At 69.4% G+C, this 18,356-nt stretch carries 20 protein-coding genes; 11 read left to right on the forward strand and 9 right to left on the reverse strand.

All coding sequences use genetic code 11. From position 1 onward, the window contains the following. Positions 1-232: 232 nt before the first annotated feature. From SGFS_RS11115 to SGFS_RS11130, 4 genes are all read right to left on the reverse strand, one after another. Positions 233-487, reverse strand: coding sequence for a VOC family protein (locus SGFS_RS11115; RefSeq protein WP_286249642.1), 255 nt, complete (start codon positions 485-487; stop codon positions 233-235). Continuing rightward, positions 484-618, reverse strand: coding sequence for a hypothetical protein (locus SGFS_RS11120; RefSeq protein ID WP_286249643.1), 135 nt, complete (start codon positions 616-618; stop codon positions 484-486). The genes SGFS_RS11115 and SGFS_RS11120 overlap by 4 nt, the downstream gene beginning before the upstream one ends. Positions 619-817: 199 nt before the next feature. Beyond that, positions 818-2,512, reverse strand: a complete 1,695-nt coding sequence (locus SGFS_RS11125) for a thiamine pyrophosphate-binding protein (RefSeq protein ID WP_286249644.1) — start codon at positions 2,510-2,512, stop codon at positions 818-820. A 273-nt stretch (positions 2,513-2,785) separates the two neighbouring features. Further along, positions 2,786-3,985 (reverse strand): FAD-dependent monooxygenase, encoded by a 1,200-nt coding sequence (locus SGFS_RS11130; RefSeq protein WP_286249645.1) that lies wholly within the window; start codon positions 3,983-3,985, stop codon positions 2,786-2,788. 147 nt (positions 3,986-4,132) lie between these two features. Between SGFS_RS11130 and SGFS_RS11135 the strand changes: the two genes are divergently transcribed. Next, the gene (locus SGFS_RS11135; RefSeq protein WP_286249646.1) at positions 4,133-4,912 is read left to right on the forward strand and encodes an IclR family transcriptional regulator; all 780 of its coding nucleotides are present in this window, start codon (positions 4,133-4,135) and stop codon (positions 4,910-4,912) included. A gap of 28 nt (positions 4,913-4,940) precedes the next feature. Here the strand turns inward: SGFS_RS11135 and SGFS_RS11140 are convergent, their stop codons facing one another. Together SGFS_RS11140 and SGFS_RS11145 are read right to left on the reverse strand one after the other, a co-directional pair. Then, positions 4,941-5,360: a nuclear transport factor 2 family protein gene (locus tag SGFS_RS11140; RefSeq protein WP_286249647.1), complete on the reverse strand. Its 420-nt coding sequence runs from the start codon at positions 5,358-5,360 to the stop codon at positions 4,941-4,943. 156 nt (positions 5,361-5,516) lie between these two features. After that, complete coding sequence (locus SGFS_RS11145) at positions 5,517-7,148, reverse strand: MFS transporter (protein ID WP_286249648.1); 1,632 nt, start codon at positions 7,146-7,148, stop codon at positions 5,517-5,519. 501 nt (positions 7,149-7,649) lie between these two features. On the opposite strand from SGFS_RS11145, the gene SGFS_RS11150 reads away from it, so the two are divergent. Both SGFS_RS11150 and SGFS_RS11155 read left to right on the forward strand, forming a co-directional pair. After that, positions 7,650-8,396 (forward strand): SDR family NAD(P)-dependent oxidoreductase, encoded by a 747-nt coding sequence (locus SGFS_RS11150; protein ID WP_286249649.1) that lies wholly within the window; start codon positions 7,650-7,652, stop codon positions 8,394-8,396. Between the two features lie 369 nt (positions 8,397-8,765). Then, positions 8,766-9,614, forward strand: a complete 849-nt coding sequence (locus tag SGFS_RS11155; RefSeq protein ID WP_286249650.1) for a TetR/AcrR family transcriptional regulator — start codon at positions 8,766-8,768, stop codon at positions 9,612-9,614. A gap of 29 nt (positions 9,615-9,643) precedes the next feature. Here the strand turns inward: SGFS_RS11155 and SGFS_RS11160 are convergent, their stop codons facing one another. From SGFS_RS11160 to SGFS_RS11170, 3 genes are read right to left on the reverse strand one after another with little or no spacing between them, the layout of a single operon-like run. Then, positions 9,644-10,072, reverse strand: a complete 429-nt coding sequence (locus SGFS_RS11160; RefSeq protein ID WP_286249651.1) for a nuclear transport factor 2 family protein — start codon at positions 10,070-10,072, stop codon at positions 9,644-9,646. Next, on the reverse strand, positions 10,069-11,031 hold the full coding sequence (locus SGFS_RS11165; RefSeq protein WP_286249652.1) for a PDR/VanB family oxidoreductase: 963 nt from the start codon (positions 11,029-11,031) through the stop codon (positions 10,069-10,071). The genes SGFS_RS11160 and SGFS_RS11165 overlap by 4 nt, the downstream gene beginning before the upstream one ends. A 7-nt stretch (positions 11,032-11,038) precedes the next feature. Next, positions 11,039-12,337 carry an aromatic ring-hydroxylating dioxygenase subunit alpha gene (locus SGFS_RS11170; protein ID WP_286249653.1) on the reverse strand — a complete coding sequence of 433 codons (1,299 nt, stop codon included), beginning with the start codon at positions 12,335-12,337 and terminating at the stop codon, positions 11,039-11,041. Between the two features lie 454 nt (positions 12,338-12,791). On the opposite strand from SGFS_RS11170, the gene SGFS_RS11175 reads away from it, so the two are divergent. From SGFS_RS11175 to SGFS_RS11210, 8 genes are all read left to right on the forward strand, one after another. After that, a complete protein-coding gene (locus tag SGFS_RS11175; RefSeq protein WP_286249654.1) occupies positions 12,792-14,471 on the forward strand; it encodes a GMC family oxidoreductase in 1,680 nt (559 codons plus the stop codon). Further along, positions 14,468-14,890: a GlcG/HbpS family heme-binding protein gene (locus SGFS_RS11180; protein WP_286249655.1), complete on the forward strand. Its 423-nt coding sequence runs from the start codon at positions 14,468-14,470 to the stop codon at positions 14,888-14,890. The genes SGFS_RS11175 and SGFS_RS11180 overlap by 4 nt, the downstream gene beginning before the upstream one ends. A gap of 56 nt (positions 14,891-14,946) precedes the next feature. Next, entirely contained in the window at positions 14,947-16,023 is a 1,077-nt protein-coding gene (locus tag SGFS_RS11185) for an amidohydrolase family protein (protein WP_286249656.1), read from the forward strand. After that, the gene (locus SGFS_RS11190) at positions 16,020-16,418 is read left to right on the forward strand and encodes a metal-sulfur cluster assembly factor (RefSeq protein WP_286249657.1); all 399 of its coding nucleotides are present in this window, start codon (positions 16,020-16,022) and stop codon (positions 16,416-16,418) included. Before SGFS_RS11185 ends, SGFS_RS11190 begins: the two co-directional genes overlap by 4 nt. Beyond that, entirely contained in the window at positions 16,408-17,418 is a 1,011-nt protein-coding gene (locus SGFS_RS11195) for an alpha/beta hydrolase (RefSeq protein ID WP_286249659.1), read from the forward strand. Before SGFS_RS11190 ends, SGFS_RS11195 begins: the two co-directional genes overlap by 11 nt. A 331-nt stretch (positions 17,419-17,749) precedes the next feature. Then, the gene (locus SGFS_RS11200; protein WP_286249660.1) at positions 17,750-18,025 is read left to right on the forward strand and encodes a hypothetical protein; all 276 of its coding nucleotides are present in this window, start codon (positions 17,750-17,752) and stop codon (positions 18,023-18,025) included. Next, positions 18,016-18,141, forward strand: coding sequence for a hypothetical protein (locus SGFS_RS11205; protein ID WP_286249661.1), 126 nt, complete (start codon positions 18,016-18,018; stop codon positions 18,139-18,141). The genes SGFS_RS11200 and SGFS_RS11205 overlap by 10 nt, the downstream gene beginning before the upstream one ends. A 63-nt stretch (positions 18,142-18,204) precedes the next feature. Then, positions 18,205-18,339, forward strand: a complete 135-nt coding sequence (locus SGFS_RS11210; RefSeq protein ID WP_286249662.1) for a hypothetical protein — start codon at positions 18,205-18,207, stop codon at positions 18,337-18,339. Positions 18,340-18,356 lie beyond the last annotated feature (17 nt).

Below are 18,356 nucleotides of genomic sequence, written 5' to 3' on the forward strand. Positions count from 1 at the left end.
TGGTCCGTGAACGGCAGACCCTCCTCGCGCTCTGGGCCGGCGCCTGCCCCACCTGGGCCGCCGGTGGGTGCAAACCTCGCGGACGACCAGCGCGCGAAGTTCCCCGTGGTCGAGGACGTCGGTGGCGACTTCACCTCGCGCAATGGTCAGGCCGACAGCAACTCCGCAAAGTCGCGCAGAGGTCGCGCCCCATCCCAATCGGCTGATGGCCGCCAGACGATTTGAAGATCTCTCACGTGATCTCGTTGTCCTGGACGAGCTCGATCATCCCTGGGGCATCTTCACCTGCGTCCAGAAAGTAGACGTCACGCCCTGGGGGCAGATCGTGAAAGTGCACCGACGCTCCGCTCGCCTCACGACGTTCCTCCTCTTCCTTGACGTTCGGCACGGCCTTGGCTACGTGATGGAAGCCGTAGCCAAGGCGTTCGTAGGCGTCCTTGTAGATGAAGGGCTCGTCGTCGAGGGTCTGGACGAGCTCGACCATCATGTGCCCGAGAAGGCTAGGGCGATGGCGAACTCGGCCTTCCCCGGCTCACCGCGGTAGGTGGAGCCCTCGCCGCCGATCCTCCCGTTCACGAACCAGGGCCCATCGCCGAGTTCGTCGGTCCACCAACGCATCCCGGCAGTGAGGTCGGGGAGGGAGGGCCGCACCTGTGATGTGGCTGGCTTGGGGTGAGGCCAGCAAGAACACGGCGTCGGCGAGCTCACAGGTCTTCCCGAGGAAACGCTGACGCCGGTCCTCGACGACCAGGTCGCGACTTCCGGCGTCAGTCGTGCCGTCCACGGTTCTTCTTCGTGGTCGGTCAGGAGTGGTGGCTCATGCGTCGATCTCGATGCCGCCGAAGGGAGCTCCGCCATTCAGGACGCGCTCCTCCGGAGGAATGGGCGCAAGGCTCACGCGCACGTCGATGCACGTCGGTCGGCGGGCCGCGAGGGCGGCCTCGATCGCCGGGCCGAGCTGGTCCAGCTCTGTGACGTCGACGCCGTCCGCGCCGAGAGCTCGTGCCACGCTGCTGTAGGAGCCGTTCTCCAGACGGTTGTTGGTGACACGGTCCTGTCCGAAGAAGAACTGCTGGGTGTGCAGAGTGGCGCCCCACGCTTGGTTGTTGAGGACGATCACAATGACCGGGAGCCCCGCCCGGACAAGGGAGTCGAACTCGGCCAGGCTGTAGCCGACGGCACCGTCGCCGGTGACGAGGATCGTCGCCTTGTCGGGGGTCGCGTACTGCGCTCCCAGGGCCACGCCGAAGTTGCTGCCCATCGAACTGAGGTAGCCGTGCCCGAGGTAGTGGGCCAGAGGCGCGAGCGCGATCGTCTCGGAGAGCCACAGCTCGGTCAGAGCACCGTCGACGACCACGGTGGCCTGGTCGGGGACGCTCTCGGCGATCGTGCGGACCGCGAGGTACGGGTGGATCGCGCCCTCGTGCTGCTCGGTTTCGGCGGCAAGCGCGGACCGTCGGGTGGCCGAGACGTCCCGCAAAGTCCCCAGCCAGTCGTCGCGCCCTGAGGGAACGGGGCTGGCGCCCAGGCGCTCGTTCAGCAGGCCGATCGTGCCGATCGGGTCTGCCTGGATGCCGAGTTCGACATCCTGCAGACGGCCGAGCTCACGGCCATCGGGGTCGATCTGGAAGATCCGCGAGCTCTTCGGGAGCAGTCGGCCCGTGCCGAACTGGGTGGCCAGTCCAAAGCGCAGCCCGAGCAGCAGGACCATGTCGGGCCGCTCGTCCTCGGGGACGGTGGCCAGGGTCTGGAGGAGACCGACGTGCTGCTCGGACCCGACGATCGCACCGAGTCCCTCCCAGTCGGAGAAGAGGGGCACCCCGGTACGGGCGGCGAACTCGTGCAACTGCGCGCGTGCTTCGGCGGTGACGAAGGACTTGCCGACCAGCGCGATCGGCCGACGCGCGGTGCCGAGTGCCTCGAGGATCCGGTCGAGGCCACCGGCCGGGGCGATGCCGGTGCCGTCGATCTCGACTCGGTAGTCCTCGACCTCGTCGACATCGACCTGCTGACGCAGGACGTCCCAGGGGATGTCGAGGAGCACCGGGCCCTTGGGCTCCGACTGCGCGATGCGGATGGCCTGGGCGACCAGACGGGGAATCAGCTCGGTACGGGTGACGCGGTGCGCGAACTTGGTCACCGGGGTGGCCATGGCGACCTGGTCGAATCCGGCCTGCTGGTCGTTGACCTGGTCCGTTTCGAGAGGACCGGAGCCCGCGATGTAGAGGACGGGGGTCCGGTCGAGATGGGCGTTGGCGATGGAGGTCAGGACGTTGGTGAAGCCGCCACCCGCTGTCACGACGGCGACACCCAGGTCCCCGGTGACCCGCGCATATCCCTCGGCGGCGTGGCCGGCGTTCATCTCGTGGCGCACGTCGACGATCCGTAGCTTGGCATCCAGGGCGTCCTGGAGGATGCCGTCGATGTGCGCTCCGGGCAGGCCGAAGGCCACGTTGACTCCGGCTCGCTGCAGTGTGCGCACGACGAGCCCACTACCGGTTGCGGTTGCCATTGATGATCCGCCCTTCTGGACGTACTCAGGGTTTCAACAAATTCGCTGGGACAGGGCCGTATCCCGGGCCGTCCGTACCGGAGTCTCGGGTGTGGCCTGGGTGCCGACAATGGCCGTGTTCGTTGGATGGTCAACGCCTCGTTCGACCTGGAAAGGTCGAGACCCCGTCGACCGAACCGAGCCCGACCCGTGATGACGCCACAGCCGAGAGGGATACCAACCCTTGCTTCCAGCCGTGTCGCCCGGGATGCACATGTGCCTCCCGGGTTTGATTCACACCGAGGCTGAGACAGCGACCTCGGGGTCGTACTCGTAGATCCAGCCGTTCGCCCTGAGCGGGTCGGCCTGCGAGTACGCCAGGTCGCGCGCTTGCTGCTCAGGGCCGTCCGGAAGGTGGTTGATGTGAGACCTTCCGTGCGACACCTCCTGCAGGCGTGCCGTGCGGCGTCGACGGAGCTCTTCGTAGCGCCCCAGCGCCGTGATCGGGTTGTCCGGGTCCGCCGCGAGGCAGAGGGCCAGGACCGCGCCGTCTTCGATCGCCTGTGCAGCGCCTTGGGCGAAGAACGGGAACATCGGGTGGGCCGCGTCACCCAGCAGGGTCGCGTTTCCACGGTTCCAGTGGTCGAGGGGCTCGCGGTCGAGCAACGCCCAGCGCCCCGGCGTGTCGGCCGACCTGATCAGCTCGACCAGACGCGGATCCCAACCCGCGAACTCGTCGAGTAGTTCCCTGAGCGTCGCGGTGGCCGTCCATGACTCGACACTGCCCGACCCGGCCGGTGCGAAGGCGACGAGGTTGACGTACTCCTCACCGGAGACCGGGTAGTGCACGAGGTGGTGGTCGGGGCCGATCCAGAGGGTCTGGGCGCGCCGCCTGGCGAAGTCGGGTGCCTTCTCGGCAGGTACGAGGGCCCGGAAGGCGCAGATGCCTGACTCCCTGGCATGAGTCGGCCCGACGATGGCGCCGCGCACTCGTGAGTGGACCCCGTCGGCGCCGATGAGGATGTCCGGGCGAACCGTCTCGCCGTCCTCGAACCGCAGAACCGCCTGGTCGCCTTCGAACTCGACCGAGACGCAGCGCTTGCCCAGATGGACCGAGTGCTCGGGGACAGCCGACCTCAAGGCGTCCAGCAGGTCGGCGCGGTGGGCGGCGTAGGTGTGCTCGCCGTACAGGCGCACGCACCCCTCATCCAGGTTCTCCGCCGAGAGGACGGCGCCGTTCTCCCAGCGCCGGAACTCCCAACCGATCTCCATCCGGACCGCGCGCTCGATGAACCGGTCCAGCACGCCAAGACGCCGTAGCAGGCGAGCGGCGTTGGGCGCGATCACCAGGCCGGCACCAACTTCGGTCAGGGCGGCCGCCTGCTCGTAGACGTCACTGTCGAAGCCCTTCTCGCGAAGGAAAGCCGCGGTAGCGAGGCCCCCGATGCCGCCACCGAGGATCGCGATCTTAGGGCCTACTCCCGTAGTCATCATGCTCTTTCACTCCCGTGGACCTCGAGCGAGGTGGTAACTGGCTGCCTGTAAGAGTTCGGCAAAATGCGCGCTGAAAGAACACCCTCATCCATCCAACGAACATAGAAGGTAGAGTGAATGGGGTCACGCATGATGAAGGAGAGGCCCATGCCTCGTGCGAACGAACCAGGACGCACAGTCAGCTCTCGACTATGGGATCTGCTGTTTGCCTTTGACCCCAACAACACCGAGCTGAGCCTCGCTGACCTGGCCCGACGTACCGGCATGCCACACGCCACCGCCAGACGCCTCACGCTCGAACTCGTGGAGGCCGGCGCGCTGGAGCGCACCAGCGACAACCGCTTCGCGATCGGCCTGCGTCTGTGGCGTCTCGGCACGCTCGCACCGCGCGCCGAGACACTCCGCAGCGCCGCGCAGCCGTTCATGGAGGACCTGTACACGGCTCTTCGCCAGCATGTGCAACTGGCCGTCCTCCAGGGCGACCATGCCGTGATCATCGAGCGACTGTCGGCTGTCAACGCCGTCGGTCTGACGTCGCAGGTCGGCGGCCTTCTGCCCTTGCATTGCTCAGGCGTCGGCAAGGTGCTTCTGAGCCACAGCAGTCCGGCCTTCATCGATGAGGTGCTGGCGGGAAGGCTGCAGCGCTTCACTCCCAAGACGATCGTGGAGCCGGCCGAACTGCGTCGCGAACTGGCGTCCTGCCGCTCAACCGGAACGGTGGTTGTCAAGGAAGAGCTGAGCGAAGGGGCCGAGTCGGTCGCGACGCGCATCGTCGACGGCCGCGGCAAAGTCGTCGCGGCTCTGTCCGTCGTGGTGGCCGCGGGCTCGATCAAACTGCAAGCGGCCGTTCCCTCACTGGTCGCGAGCGGACTGGGATTGTCCAGGAGCCTCGGCTGGAGGCCGGGCATCCCCATTCGCACCTCGTAACCCTTCGTGGGGCGAGGAAACCGGCGCGTCATACCGGCGGTTGCCGCCGGGAGAGCTGCATGTGGCCGAGGCGCCATCCCTCGTCGGTCGAGAACCACACCCGGGTGGCCACGGCCTGCACGAGGAACGGCGGCAGGTCGGGCAAGCGCCGGACGCGCATCTTCTGAAAGCACGTCACGATGGCCCGTCCCCCTCGCTGCCGGCACGTCACCTCGCTGGTCTCAGCCTCGACGGTGGGTCCCATGGAGGCGTTGTAACTGAGGAAGCGCTCGCGGTCATGGACATTCCCGACCGGGCCGTGAACGATCACACAGTCGGGGAGCATCAGGTCACGCTGCTCCTCGTCGCCGGTTGTGATCGCGACGAGCCACGCCGCCTCCGCCTGAGCAACGGTGTCTGGCATGCGGACGTCGTTCACACTGCTCGCCCCTTGGTGCGCGGTGGTCATTGTTCGACTCCTGTCTGAGTGCGTCTGTTGATCGTTGTGCCTTGTACGCCGTGGCCCGCCGCAACTGCTGCTCGCGAGGAGGAGTTGCGGCGGGCGCTCTGGTTGGCCTGGCCGACCTGCTACCCGTGTCCCGGCCCCGGCGCGTTCGTCATGCGGTCAGTCGGCGAGGGTGTGCGGGTCGTCATCGAGATGAGCCTGGTCCACGCCGCCGCGCACTCCGACGAGAATGAGCGCCGCCGCCACGAGAGCCGCCACGCCGGCGAGCACGTACGCGATGGAGTAACTGCTGCTGAGGGCGTCGAAAGCGACGTCCTTGAGCGGGTTGAAGGGCACCACCTGACCATCCGGCAGTGTGATGCTGGCCGGCACCGAGTTGGCGCCGAGCGGGCCCGATTGCACGGCGTGCACCGCTGCCTCGAGCTGTGCTCTCTGATCCGCGGGAGCATGGGCCGCGGATGCCTGGAAGGCCTCGTAGGCCTTGCTCAGTCCGGGATCGCCGGCCAGCTTGCGGGCGATCTCGTCGGAGGCCCGGCCCAGTGCGACAGCACCGGCGATCGCGGGGCCGAGGGCGAACCCGAGGTCCCGGAACGTGCTCGTGACACCGCTCGCCATACCGGCGAGGTGGTTGGGCAACGTGTTGACCGCGACCGCGGTGATGGAGGCGAAGGCGAGTGCCGAGCCGACACCGGCGAGGACCAGCGGCCCGACGATGGCGCCGATGGACCGACTGGTCGTCGGGATGACGGCGAACCACAGCCCGCTGGCACCGATGAGCGTCAGGGCCGTGCAGAGAACCCACCGGGGGTTGTAGCGCTCGAGCAGCTTGGAGGTGAGGGGCAGCAGTACGAAGCCGATGCCTCCGAAGAAGAGGTAGGCGACGGAGCTCTGCAGTGGGCTGAATCCCTGGATGATGGTGAGGCGGATACTGGTGCTGTACATGATCACGAGGAACGCGAACATACCGATCAGGGTGACCACCGAGTTCATGGCGAACGCCCGGTTCCGGAACACGCTCAGGAGAAGCAGCGGCGCGGCCGCACGGCTCTCGGCGAAGACGAACAGCACGAGGAAGACGGCCGCGGCGATGAACGCGATGGAGATCTGAGGGCTCCCCCAGCCGGTCTCCGAGCCCTGGATCACGGCGTACATCAGAGCGAACAGGCCGAGCGCGGCAGTGATCTGCCCCGGCCAGTCGACGGAGCGACCCTCGGGCGAGGCGGAGTTCTGGGCGAGGGCCAGCGACAGGACCACGCTCACCGCGGCGATGGCAAGGACGCCGACGAAGGCCCATCGCCAGTTCGCGTTCCCGGCCCAGCCTAGTTCGATCTTGGCGGCGAGGCCTGCCAGCAGCGGTCCGAGGAAGCCGCCGACCGAGAGCGCGGTGGCCCAGATCGCCACGCCACGCGCGCGGGCGGCGGTGGTGTGCGTACCGGCCGCCACCATGGCCAGGCTCGTCGGGAAGATGGCCGCGGCCCCGATACCACCGAGGACTTGGGCAAGGATCAGCAACGTCACCCGGGTGTCGGACGAGTATCCCGTACCCGGCACCAGGATCGCGAGAGCCGATCCCACAGCGATGAGCGCGGCGCCCCCGACGAGCAGGCGCTTACGGCCGAAGAGGTCGCCGAACACGCCGAAGCCCAGTCCCAGGGCGGCGACGGGAAGCATGAAGGCCTCGGTGATCCACGTCAGTTGGGCCGAGGACGGCGCGAGATCCTGCTGGATCAGCCCGTTGATGAGCGAGGGGACGGAAAGGGCTATCTGTGCAAGGCACACGGCGAGAACCACCGCCGTCAAAGTGCCTGGGCTCAGGGTGTATCTGCCACCCTCTCCCTTTGCCGCACTGGGTGAATCGGTCTGAACCATGGATGACTCCTTGCGCGCAGAGCGCTGCTGTCGGAACCGACGTTCGCCGTCGGACCTTGCTGTGGGTGCTTTTGTCGCGGTCATCCCGGCAACACCGCTGCCGAACCGCCCCAGGGGCCTTGCGGAGCGCCTCCGCGTGGCTCATCGACCAAACCTGATCCAGAACGCTCGGCCCTGGTGGCCGACCCGCCGAGCAGCGACAAGGTAGGAACGACCTCCGTCACGCTCAATGGGCATGTTCATTGGACGAACAGGCCACCATTTGTCCGCAGCCTCGACGCGCACAATCCGTGGGTGACCCCGTTGCCGGGGCCGACGGGGCTCGGTGGCGCCACGAAGCGCATCGCTTCTGTGGAGAGGTCGCTACGTGACGCTGCGCATCGCTCCGGTTCCGTTCGAGCGCTGACCAAGGAGAAATGAGCCATGGCTGGGAGACTGACGGGCAAGACCGCCGTCGTGACCGGGGGCAGTGCCGGTATCGGGCAGGAGATCGCTCGTAGGCTTGCCTCAGAGGGAGCGGCCATCGCGGTCGCGGACGTCGATCCGGCCGACGAGACACGGGAACTCGTTGCGGAAACCGGTCAGCGATTCTTCAGTGACAAGGTCGACGTCTCGGATGAGGACGCGATCCACGGGTTTGCCGCTCGGGTCCGAAGTGAGCTCGGTGCCGTCGATATCCTGGTGAACAACGCGGCCGTTGTTCTGCCGGCCGATATCGACCACGTGACCTTCGACGAGTGGCGTCGCACCTTCGCCGTCAACGTGGACGGCCCCTTCCTGGCCTCCAGGGCGTTCCTGGCGGACCTGAGGGAGTCCGGGTCAGGACGGATCATCAACATCACGTCCTCGAGCTACTGGACTCCGCCGCCTCCCTTCGTCTCCTATGTCTCCGCCAAGGGCGCGCTGAACGGATTCACCTCCGTTCTGGCCGCCAACCTGGCCGCCCACCACATCACCGTCAATGGCGTCGCGGCGAGTCTGGTCCGGACGGCTGCGGCCGAGGAGAAGACGAGCGAGTTCTTCTTCGAGCAGACCGTGCAGATCCAGAACATCAAGCGTGTGCAGATGCCGGCCGACGTCTCGGGTGTCGTGGCGTTTCTCGCCTCCGACGACGCCGCGTTCATCACGGGGCAGATCATCGTCGCGGACGGCGGAAGCACGCGCCGCTGAGGGGTCCTCGCACCATGACCGGCCGATGAGGTCGCGTGGTCTGGTGCCGTGCATGGCAAGGCGCCGGAGAGCCCTGGTAGCGGAGTTACCAGGGCTCTCCGGCACGCGGCGCGCCCCCTGCGTACCTGGGTCATCGGTTCCGACCAGATCCGGTTCCCGCATGGGAAGGCCGCTCGCGGCGTGCGGAACCGGGGGGGGTGGGACCGTTCAGCGGTAGGCCGCCCGGCCAGTGGGTTCGACGGCACCGGTGTGGTCATGGCACCTGATGGGCTCGCCGACGCCGCCTGTTCGTGATCCACCGCGCCGAAGGCCACGGCACGGTCATGGGACCGTACGCCGGCCTGCACTGCGCCGGCCTGTCCATCCCCGGTGGCCGCCTTCGAGCAGATCGTTATCTCCTCCCTCGAGCACCCGGGCGGCGAGGCAGCGGTGATCACCAGCGAGGGGCGGGCCCTGGCCGCGAGCACGGGGGCGCCGCAAGTAGTTGGCCTGTCCAACAAGAGCGCCGGTAAGGTCGACCCTGTGACAGCGGAGGAAACGACGTCGGGAAAGCCGGAATCACCGTCGGGCCGGCAGCAGCGCCGCAGGCACCCCACAAATCCCGACCGCCAGCGGGACCCGGTGGGCACACGGCGGGCCATCCTGACGGCCGCCGCCGCGGAGTTCGGCACCCACGGTTTCGACGGGGCCCGGGTCGTACGGATCGCCGAGGCGGCCGGCGTCAGCCATCAGCTGATCACCTACTACTTCGGGGGCAAACGCGGGCTGTACGAGGCGCTGAGCGAGCAGTGGCTCGAGGAGTCCATGCGCGTCAGCCAGACCCACACCTTCGCGGAGGCCGTGCGGCGCTACGTCCACTGGGCGCATGAGGACCCGGGGTGGGTGCACATGGTCACCCGCGAAGACCCCGGCACGCGCCCGCCCGCCGAGGACGAGCGGGCCGCCGAGTTGTTCAAGCACGTCGAGGAGCTCCGCGAGCGGCAGGCCCGCGGTGAGTTCCGCAGTGACCTCGACGTGGGGGCCGTGGCCCTCGTCTTCTTCGCCGCCTCGATCGCTCCGGTGGCCATCCCGTGGATCGCTCGTGAACTCGGCCGGCAGGACCCCGCCTCACCGGAGTTCATCGACCACTACGCGGACCAGTTGGGCCAGATCATCTCCGCACTCGCGGAAGCGACACAGGTCGAGGGCTCGCCGGAGAACGGCGAGCCCCAGCACTGACGGCCACCGGCTTCCGGGTGCCGGGATGCTCAGCCCGGCGGCAGCCGCCGGGCCATCTGCAGATGCGCCAACTGCCAGCCGCCCGACGGGGACTGCACCCAGACCCTGGTGACAGCGGCTTGGATGACGAACGGGGGCAGGTCGGGCACGATGGCGACCCGCATCTCCTGCAGGCAGCTGACGACGGCTGTCGTGCCGAACCTCTGCACGGTCACGTCGAAGGTGTCCACCCGGCTGGTGCGGCCCATGCGCTCGGCGTACACCAGCCAGTCGTCCGTGCCGTGGATGTGGCCGACCGCCGAGTGCACGACGACGCAGCCGGGATGCAGCAGGGCACGGATCGCCGGCTCCGGGTCCGGGAGCGTCTGCGCGGCGAGCCAGGCGGCCTCGGCGTCCTCGACCGTGGCCGGGGCGGAGCGGGCGGTCTCCGCTGTCGCCCTTGTCAGTGAGTCGGTCAAAGTTCGAGCTCCAGGATCGGGGATCGGGATCGCGACGAGCACGGCGTGAACAGGCCCTCCGCACGCTCCTCGTCGGTCAGGATGTCGTCTCGGTGATCGGGTTCGCCGGCCCGTACCCGCACGATGCACTCGCCGCAGATGCCCTGCCCGCAGGAGTACGGCGCCTCGACCCCGTTCGCCAGCAGGACGTCCAGGACGCTCTGGTCCTCGGGGACGAGATACTCCGCTCCCGTCGAGGACACGCGCAGGGTGAATCCGCCCTCCCCTCCCCCGTCGGGCTCGGCGGCGGCCGGCGAGGCGCTGAAGCGCTCCTTGTGCAGGGCGGACGCGGGCCATCCCAGCTCGGCGGCCCGCCCCAGCGCGTAGTCCATGAACCCGCCGGGACCGCAGACGTAGACCGTGGTATCGGGGGCGGGGTCCCCCAAGTCGCGCTCCAGGTGCAGGAGTTGCTCCGGCGCCTGGTCGTCGAAGTGGAGGGTGACCCGCGGATGGTTCTCCAGCTCGGCGAGGAAGGCCGCCTCGCTCCGGCTGCGGGCGCAGTAGTGCAGGTGGTAGTCGCCCCCGGTGGCGTCGAGGGTCTGGGCCATCGACAGCAGCGGAGTGATGCCGATGCCGCCCGCGAGAAGCAGGTGTCGGCGCGCGGACGTCAGGCTGAAGCGGTTGCGCGGCTCGGCGATGCGCAGCGTGTCGCCCTCGGCGAGGGCGTGCATGGCGCGTGAACCGCCGCGCGAGGCGGCCTCGTTGAGGACCGCGATCCGGTACTGCTTGCGGATGCCCGGCGGCCCGCACAGGGAGTACTGCCTCACCAGTGCCGCCTCGCCGAGCTGTACGTCGATGTGGGCGCCGGGCTCGTACTCCCACAGCTCGTCGCCGTCGGCCCGGGCGAGTTCGAAGACCGCGATTCTCGGCGTGGCGTCGTAGCGGGCCACGACGACCGCGTCCGTCCAGGTGGTGCTCACGCTTCGCTCACGCCCCTGCCGCCGTGGGCGCGGCCGCCAGGTCCGTCCCCGTGGGCGCCTCCGGCCGGGTGACGAGGCCGGCCTCCACACGGCGGACCGGCTCGCCGGGGGTGGCCACGCCGAGCGGGGTGCGTCCGGCCTCGACGTCGTCCAGCATCGTGCGCAGCATGCGCCGGAGCATGACGACGCCCTTGTCGGACGGTGCCAGGGTCTCCTCGGAGTGCTGGGTGATGGGGCCCTGCGACCACTGGGCCTCGTAGTCGCCGGGGAACCGCTGCTTCTCCTCCTCGCTCAGCTGCCAGCCGTCCTTGCCGTTCTGCTTGATGCCGAACATGAAGGACGTGGCCCGATCGGGGTCGGCGGAGCGAATGGAGAAGACCAGCCGGTGGTGGGTGTCGTCGGCGGGGACCACCCAGATCAGCATGTCGTTGCGGACGTCGGGGGTCGAGCGGATGAAGTCGGGCAGGGCGATGATGTTCGGCAGCATGCACTCCACCGACCACTCCAGGTCCACGAGCGCGCCGTCGGCGCCCTTGTTGTCCTGGTAGCGCCAGATGTACTTCACACCGTTGCCGGTGCGGTGGTAGGTGGTGCGCTCGGCGGCGGTGCGGGGGTCGTAGTAGTGCTCGGGGAAGCCGGTCGTACCGGTGCCCTGGAACTGGAACCCGCTGTGGTTGGAGTGGAGCCACGCCGCGTGCACGGGGTCGACGGCGTTCTCGAACAGCTGGAGCCAGTTGTAGTCCTGCTCGAGGCCGATGACCTCGGCGCCGGGCACCATCCAGCTGGTGTGGTAGCTCTCGCCCTCACCCAGGGGTTCGAGGCTGTCGTAGCGCGGCAGCGGGGGCTTGAGCTCGGGCGGGCCCATGTAGACGAAGGCCAGGCCGTAGGCCTCCTCCACCGGGTACCACGGCTGACGTGCGAGGTTGCGTCGGCGGCCGCCGTCGAGCTCGCAGGCCTGTTCCAGGCAGTGGCCCTGCACGTCGAACTTCCAGCCGTGGTAGCAGCAGCGGATGCCGTCCTCCTCGACGCGGCCGTAGAAGAGGCTGCTGCCGCGGTGTGCGCACCGCTCGAAGACGACGCCGGGGCGGCCCTGGCCGTCCCGGAAGACGATCAGGTTCTCGCCCAGGAGGCGGACACGGTGCGGGACGTCGCTGGTCAGGGCGGTGGAGCTGGCGATCGGCTGCCAGTGACGGCGCAGCGCCTCGCCCATGGGTGTGCCGGGGCCGACCTCGGTCAGGCGGGCGTCGTGGGAGGAGGGCCCCCGGCCGTAGCCGGTTCCCGTGTCGGTCACGGTCGTGTCGGTCATGCTGAACCATCTCCTCGGCATTGAGGCAGCGGGGACGCGTGTATGAGGGCCGCTCGGGCTCGGACAGCCTGCGGTCGAGGCTTCTTCGCGCTGTCGCGAGGCGTCGCCGCACGAGCGTGCGGCGACTCTTCCGGCGTGCTCGGACAGGCACGGCGAGCGGTGTGCGCCCATGGGGCGTTCATGCCGTTGTACGGCTCTGATGAAAAACTGTCAATGACTCTGACCTGGTTTGATGAATTACTTGCAGACCTCTGTCGGATCGCCGGATGCCTTGTTACGGTGACCCGGCACCGAGGTGACGAGCCGCTCGCGGAGTCCGCCGCACCTCGCGACCACACCTGAGAACGTGCCGAGCCGGCGACCGCCTCCCCCGCGATTTCCGCAGCTCCTCCAGCGCGCGTTCGTCCAGAGTCGAAGGAGACGCAATGTCCGGACCCCCCGCAGGACCCTCCGTATGAGCGCCGGGCACGGCGCCGAGTACGACTACGTCGTCGTCGGCGCGGGTACGGCCGGCTGCGTCCTCGCCGCGCGCCTGTCAGCGGACACCGGGACACGGGTGCTGCTGATCGAGGCCGGCCCGCCCGCGGATCGCGGCCTGCTCGTGCAGCTGCCCCTCGGGGTCGGGCTGCTGTCGGGACGCAAGGACATCAGCTGGGGTTACGAGTCGGAGCCCGAGCCGGGCCTCAACGGCCGACGGATCCCCGTACCGCGTGGCCGGCTGGTCGGCGGCACCGGGTCGATCAACGGCTCGACCCACGTCCGCGCACACCGCCTCGACTACGACGACTGGGTCAAGTCCGGTGCGACAGGCTGGGGTTGGGACGACCTGCTGCCTTACTTCCGCCGCTCGGAGAGCAGCTGGCGCGGGGACACCGAACACCACGGCGGATACGGACCCGTCACCGTCTCGACCACCGTCCGACGAGGTCCTTTCGGCCGGCGTCTGGACCGCGCCGCCCGATCGCTGGGCATCGAGTTCCCCGACGACACCCAGAGCGGGGACCCCACCGGAGCCGGCCAGGTCGAGAACGCCATCCATCGCGGCCGACGGCACAGCACCGCCGCCGCCTACCTGCGGCCCGTCCTGCGGCAGCGGCCCAACCTCACCCTGCTCACCGGGGTACTGGTGGACAAGGTCGTACTGGAGGGAGGGCGTGCGAGCGGCGTCCGTGTCGTCAAGAGCGGACGCAGCCGGGTGATCCGCGCCGCCCGTGAGGTCGTGCTGTGCGCCGGCACCTACAACTCACCGCAGCTGCTGATGCGTTCGGGCATCGGTCCGGCGGACCATCTGCGCGAGCTGGGCGTCGATGCGGCACTGGACCTTCCCGGAGTCGGGGCCAACCTGCAGGATCACCCGGCAGCGCCCGTGCTGTTCGACGTCAAGGATCCGGTGACCTTCCACGAGCACCTGCGTGCCGACCGGCTGGTCCTGGGCGCGGTCCGCTGGCTGCTGGCCGGGAGCGGTCCACTGGCCCAGATGCCCGAGTTCCTGTCCGCCTACGTCCGCACCCGCCCCGACCTTGACCGTCCCGACGGATTCCTCGGCATCCTGGGTGGCGGCTTCGACGCCCGGCCCTGGTTTCCCGGCATCCGGCCGTTGAAGGACCGGCACTGCGTGGCCCTCAACGCCGTCGCGACCCCCCGCAGCCGCGGCGTGGTACGGCTGGGCTCCGCCGACCCGGTCGCTCCACCGCGGATCACGCTCAACCTGCTCACCGAGCCGGAGGACGTCGCCGCGCTGCGGGAGACCGTGCGCACCACCCTGGCCGTCCTGCGCAGCCCCGAGGTCGCCCCGATGATCCGGGCGGAGCTCGCACCGGGCCCCGACGTACGCACCGACCAGGACTTCGAGCGCTACTTCCGGGAGACCGGCTACTCCGCCAACCACGCCTGCGGCACGTGCGCCATCGGAACCTCCGAGACCGCCGTCGTAGACCCCGAGCTGCGGGTGCGCGGCATCGACGGACTGCGCGTCGTCGACGCGTCGGTGCTGCCGAGCGTGCCCGGCGCGAACATCGCCGCCACCGTCATCGCCGTCGCCGAGAAGGCCTCGGACCTGATGCGCGGGATCCCGGCATCCACCGGCGCCACCGGCGCCACCGGCGCCCCGCTCCGTGAGAGGACCGCGGGATGAGGGAAGCCCTGACCTACGCCATCGCGCACGGGGCGGCCGAGGCCGCGCTGGAGGCGGCCCGGGCCGAGGGCGCGCGCATCTGCGTGGCCGTCGTCAACCGCAGCGGCATCACCAAGGTGCTGCTCAGCGACGACGGAGTCGGCCCCATCGGGATCGAGACCGCGCGCCGCAAGGCCTACACCGCCGCCGTCACCGGCATCCCGACCTCGAAGTTCGCCGACTTCGCCGCGTCCCCCGCGATGGCGCTCGCGCCCGTGCACCTTGTCGACGCCGACCTCCTGCCGGTGCCGGGCGGGGTGCCCATCACCGTGGACAACGGCGAGGTCATCGGTGCCGTCGGCGTCGGCGGAGCCGACGGCGAGACCGACGAACGACTCGCCTCCCGCGCCCTGGAAGGCCTGAAGGACCTGCTCGCCTGAGCGCCCGTACCACCCGTGACACCCGTGACACCCGTGACACCCAAAGGAGAACGACCGTGATCGATGACTTTCTCGTCGTCGAGGGCGTGGCCCACAACTACAACTTCCGGCCCGAGAACTGCGTCAACCCGCACATCGGGGCGGCCATCGGCGAACACCTCTACGGCCTGCACAAGCGGGTCAGCGGCCCCGAATACACCCTCGAGCGCTCCACCTACATGCAGGGTGCGGGCGCGGACATCATCGGCCGGGCCCTGCTCGCGGAGAGCCAGACCGACGTGATCGCCTACCACGAGACGCCCATCTACGGCCACTTCCGGGACGGGGGCTCGGCGCTGAACTTCGGGCTGGAGATGCGCGAGAAGTGGCCGGAGCGCGTGCTGATCTACGGCGCGGTGTCCCCGCTGCGCCCCGGTGCCCTGGACCGGGTGGACGAGCTGGTGGAGAAGCACCGGGTCAACGCTCTCAAGCTCTATCCGATCGACGTCGTCGAGGGCCGGGTGACCGCGCTGGACATGGGTGACCCGGAGATCTGCTTCCCGCTGTTCGAGCGGGCCCGTCAGCACGGTCTGAAGGTCGTGGCCATCCACAAGGCCCTCCCGGTCGGGCCCGGGCCGACCTCCGCCCTCGGGATGAGCGACGTCGAGACCGCCGCGCTGGCCTTCCCCGACCTCACCTTCGAGGTCGTCCACGGCGGCATGGCCTTCGTCGAGGAGACGGCCCTCCAACTGGAGTCCTTCCGCAACGTATGGGTCAACCTGGAGGCCACGTCATTCATGGCGGTCTACGCACCCCGCCGCTTCGCACAGGCGATGGGTGCCTTCCTACAGGCCGGTGCCGCCGAGCGGATCATCTGGGCGACCGGCTGCGACGCCGTCCACCCCCGGCCGGCGATCGAGGCGTTCTGGAACTTCGAGATGCCCCGTGACCTGGTCGAGGAGTACGGGCTGCCCGAGCTCACCAAGGAGATCAAAGCCGACATCCTCGGCCGCAACTTCCTGCGGATGCACGGCATCGACGAGAAGGACCTCCGCGAGCGCATCCGCGGCGACGAGTTCGACACCACCGAACTCCAGGAGCCCTGGGGCGGACGGGTCGCTTCGGTCGACGAAGCACCGGCCGGTGCGCGATGACGGTCACGGAAACCCAGATCCGCGCGACACTCAACGAGATCCTCGATCCGTGCAGCATCACTGCGGGAGTCCCCGCGGGACTCGACGACATGGGACTCGTCAGTGACATTCACGTACAGGACGACGGCGCCGGCGGCCAGCGCATCGCGGTCACCGTCGGCGTGACCGAGCCGAGCTGCGTGCTCATCGGCTCGTTCGCGACCGAGGCACAGGTCCGGCTCACCGCTCTGACCGGAGTCTGCGCGGTGGACGTGCGGCTGGCGGACGACTTCGACTGGACCCCGGACAGGCTCGCACCGCACTACCGGCAACGGCTCGACGAACATCGTCTACAGAAGCGTCGAACCCTCCCCCTCCTCGCCGTGACCAGGACAGGACGAGCCGGTGACCAGTGAGATTTCACAGCAGCCACACACCTCCGACCTGACGGCCGCGTCGGCGAACAACGCCGCCGTCATGGGCCGCTTCATGGAAGGGCTCAGCCGGGCACCGCTCCCGCCCGAAAGGGTCGATCCGACTCCCGTCCGGGTGGTGCGCGACATCTCATACGGCGCGGCACCGGGCGCGGACCTGCGGATGGATCTGTACCTACCGCCGTCCGCAACGGCCCCCACCCCCGTGATCGTGTGGCTGGCGGGTGGCGGCTGGCGGCATCAACGCCGGGGCTACGGGCCCCGCCTGCCCCGGCTCTTCGCCGAACGCGGATACGCCATGGCGGACATCGAGTACCGCTCCTCCGAAGTCGCCGTATGGCCCGCGCAACTGCACGACGTCCAGGCCGCGTTGCACCACCTGCACGACCTCGCGGACACCCACGGCCTGGACCCGGCGTCGATCGGCCTGTGGGGCAGCTCGTCCGGCGCGCACCTCGCGCTGCTCGCGGCCTTCGCCACCGACGCCTACGGTTCCCCCGCAGCGTCCGGCGTACGCGCGGTGGTGGCGGGCTATCCCCCGACCGATCTGCTCCGTCTCAATGACGACGCGCTGCCCGGTGGGATGCTGGGCGTGGATCCGTCCGATCCGGCGTGGGGACTGCTGGGCGGACCCCCGTCGGACCGGGCCGCCGCCGCGGTCGAGGCCAGCCCGGCCCGGCAGGCCCACCCGCGGGTGCCGCCCGTGCTCCTGCTGCACGGCGACGCCGATCTCCTCATCGGCCCGGCACAGAGCCGCCGCCTCCACGACACCCTGATCGCCGCGGGCGCCGAGTCCCACCTGCTGCTGGTGCACGGCGCCGACCACGGCCTCCTCAACACCGGCGGCTGGGAACTGAACCCCATGACGGCCACCGTGCTCTCCTCCCGCACTCCGGACGCCGAAGACTCCGTGCGGTTGACCCCCGCGCTGATCGAGCGCTTCTTCGACCGCCACCTGCGAGCGGACCCCTGGAACGCCTGAGACACCACCGCGCTACGACGACATCGGCCGCGCCTTGTCCCGTCCCGCGCTCGCCGCCGTCTTCCTCTCCGGAGGCCGCCACGTGTGGCAGCACCCGGACGGTCCGGCGCAGGGACGGAGACCTTCCTCAAGCGGTGCCGCCGTCGGCATCGCTCCCGCGGCCTCCGCCACGGCGCTCGCCGGCCCGCTGGTGCCCACGCCCCTTGCGGCCTTCCCGTTCCGGACGCAGCCATAGGGCCCGCAACAGGCCTGCCGGCAGGGCGACTTCCTCAAGAATCTCGCCCTGGCCCGGCGGCCTCCTCGCGGTCGCGGTGGGCGGCGGGCGACGGCGGTGACGGCGTCCGCCGACCTGACAGCGGACGCCGTCACGAGCACGCCACCCGGCAGGATGCGAGGCGTACTGCTGGTGATGTGCGGCTGCGTGATGACCGTCCAGTCGCTCGTCGCCCCCGTCGACCTCGCGATACCCGAGCTGTCGGCGAGCAGCCTGCATCCGGCGCCCACCGGGCTGCTGTGCATCGTCGACTCCTACGTCATCGTGTTCGCGGCTCTGTTGTCCCCGCCGGGGCGCTCAATAACCGACTCGGCCGCAAGGGCGTGCTGCTGAGCGGTCTGGGGCTGCTCTTCCATGTGCACGCGGTGCGTTCGGGAACCGTGGGGGTGGCCGCCGTCTTCTCCGGCATGTTCGCCTTCTTCTACGTCAACACCCGGTTCCTCCAGTAGGCCAAGGGCTTCTCCCCGTTGCAGGCCGGGTTCGGAAGGCTGCCCCTCGCGGCCGGAATCGTCGTGGCCATCCGGATCGGCCTGCGCCTGACCGGCCGTTGGGGCGACCGGTGGACCGTTTCCACCGGCCTGGTGCCGGCCGCCGCCGGGCTGCTTCTGCTGTCCACGGCACCCATCACGACGCCCTTCGCCTGCTGACCGTGTACATGGCGGTC

It is taken from the genome of Streptomyces graminofaciens (assembly GCF_030294945.1).
Classification (GTDB): domain Bacteria; phylum Actinomycetota; class Actinomycetes; order Streptomycetales; family Streptomycetaceae; genus Streptomyces; species Streptomyces graminofaciens.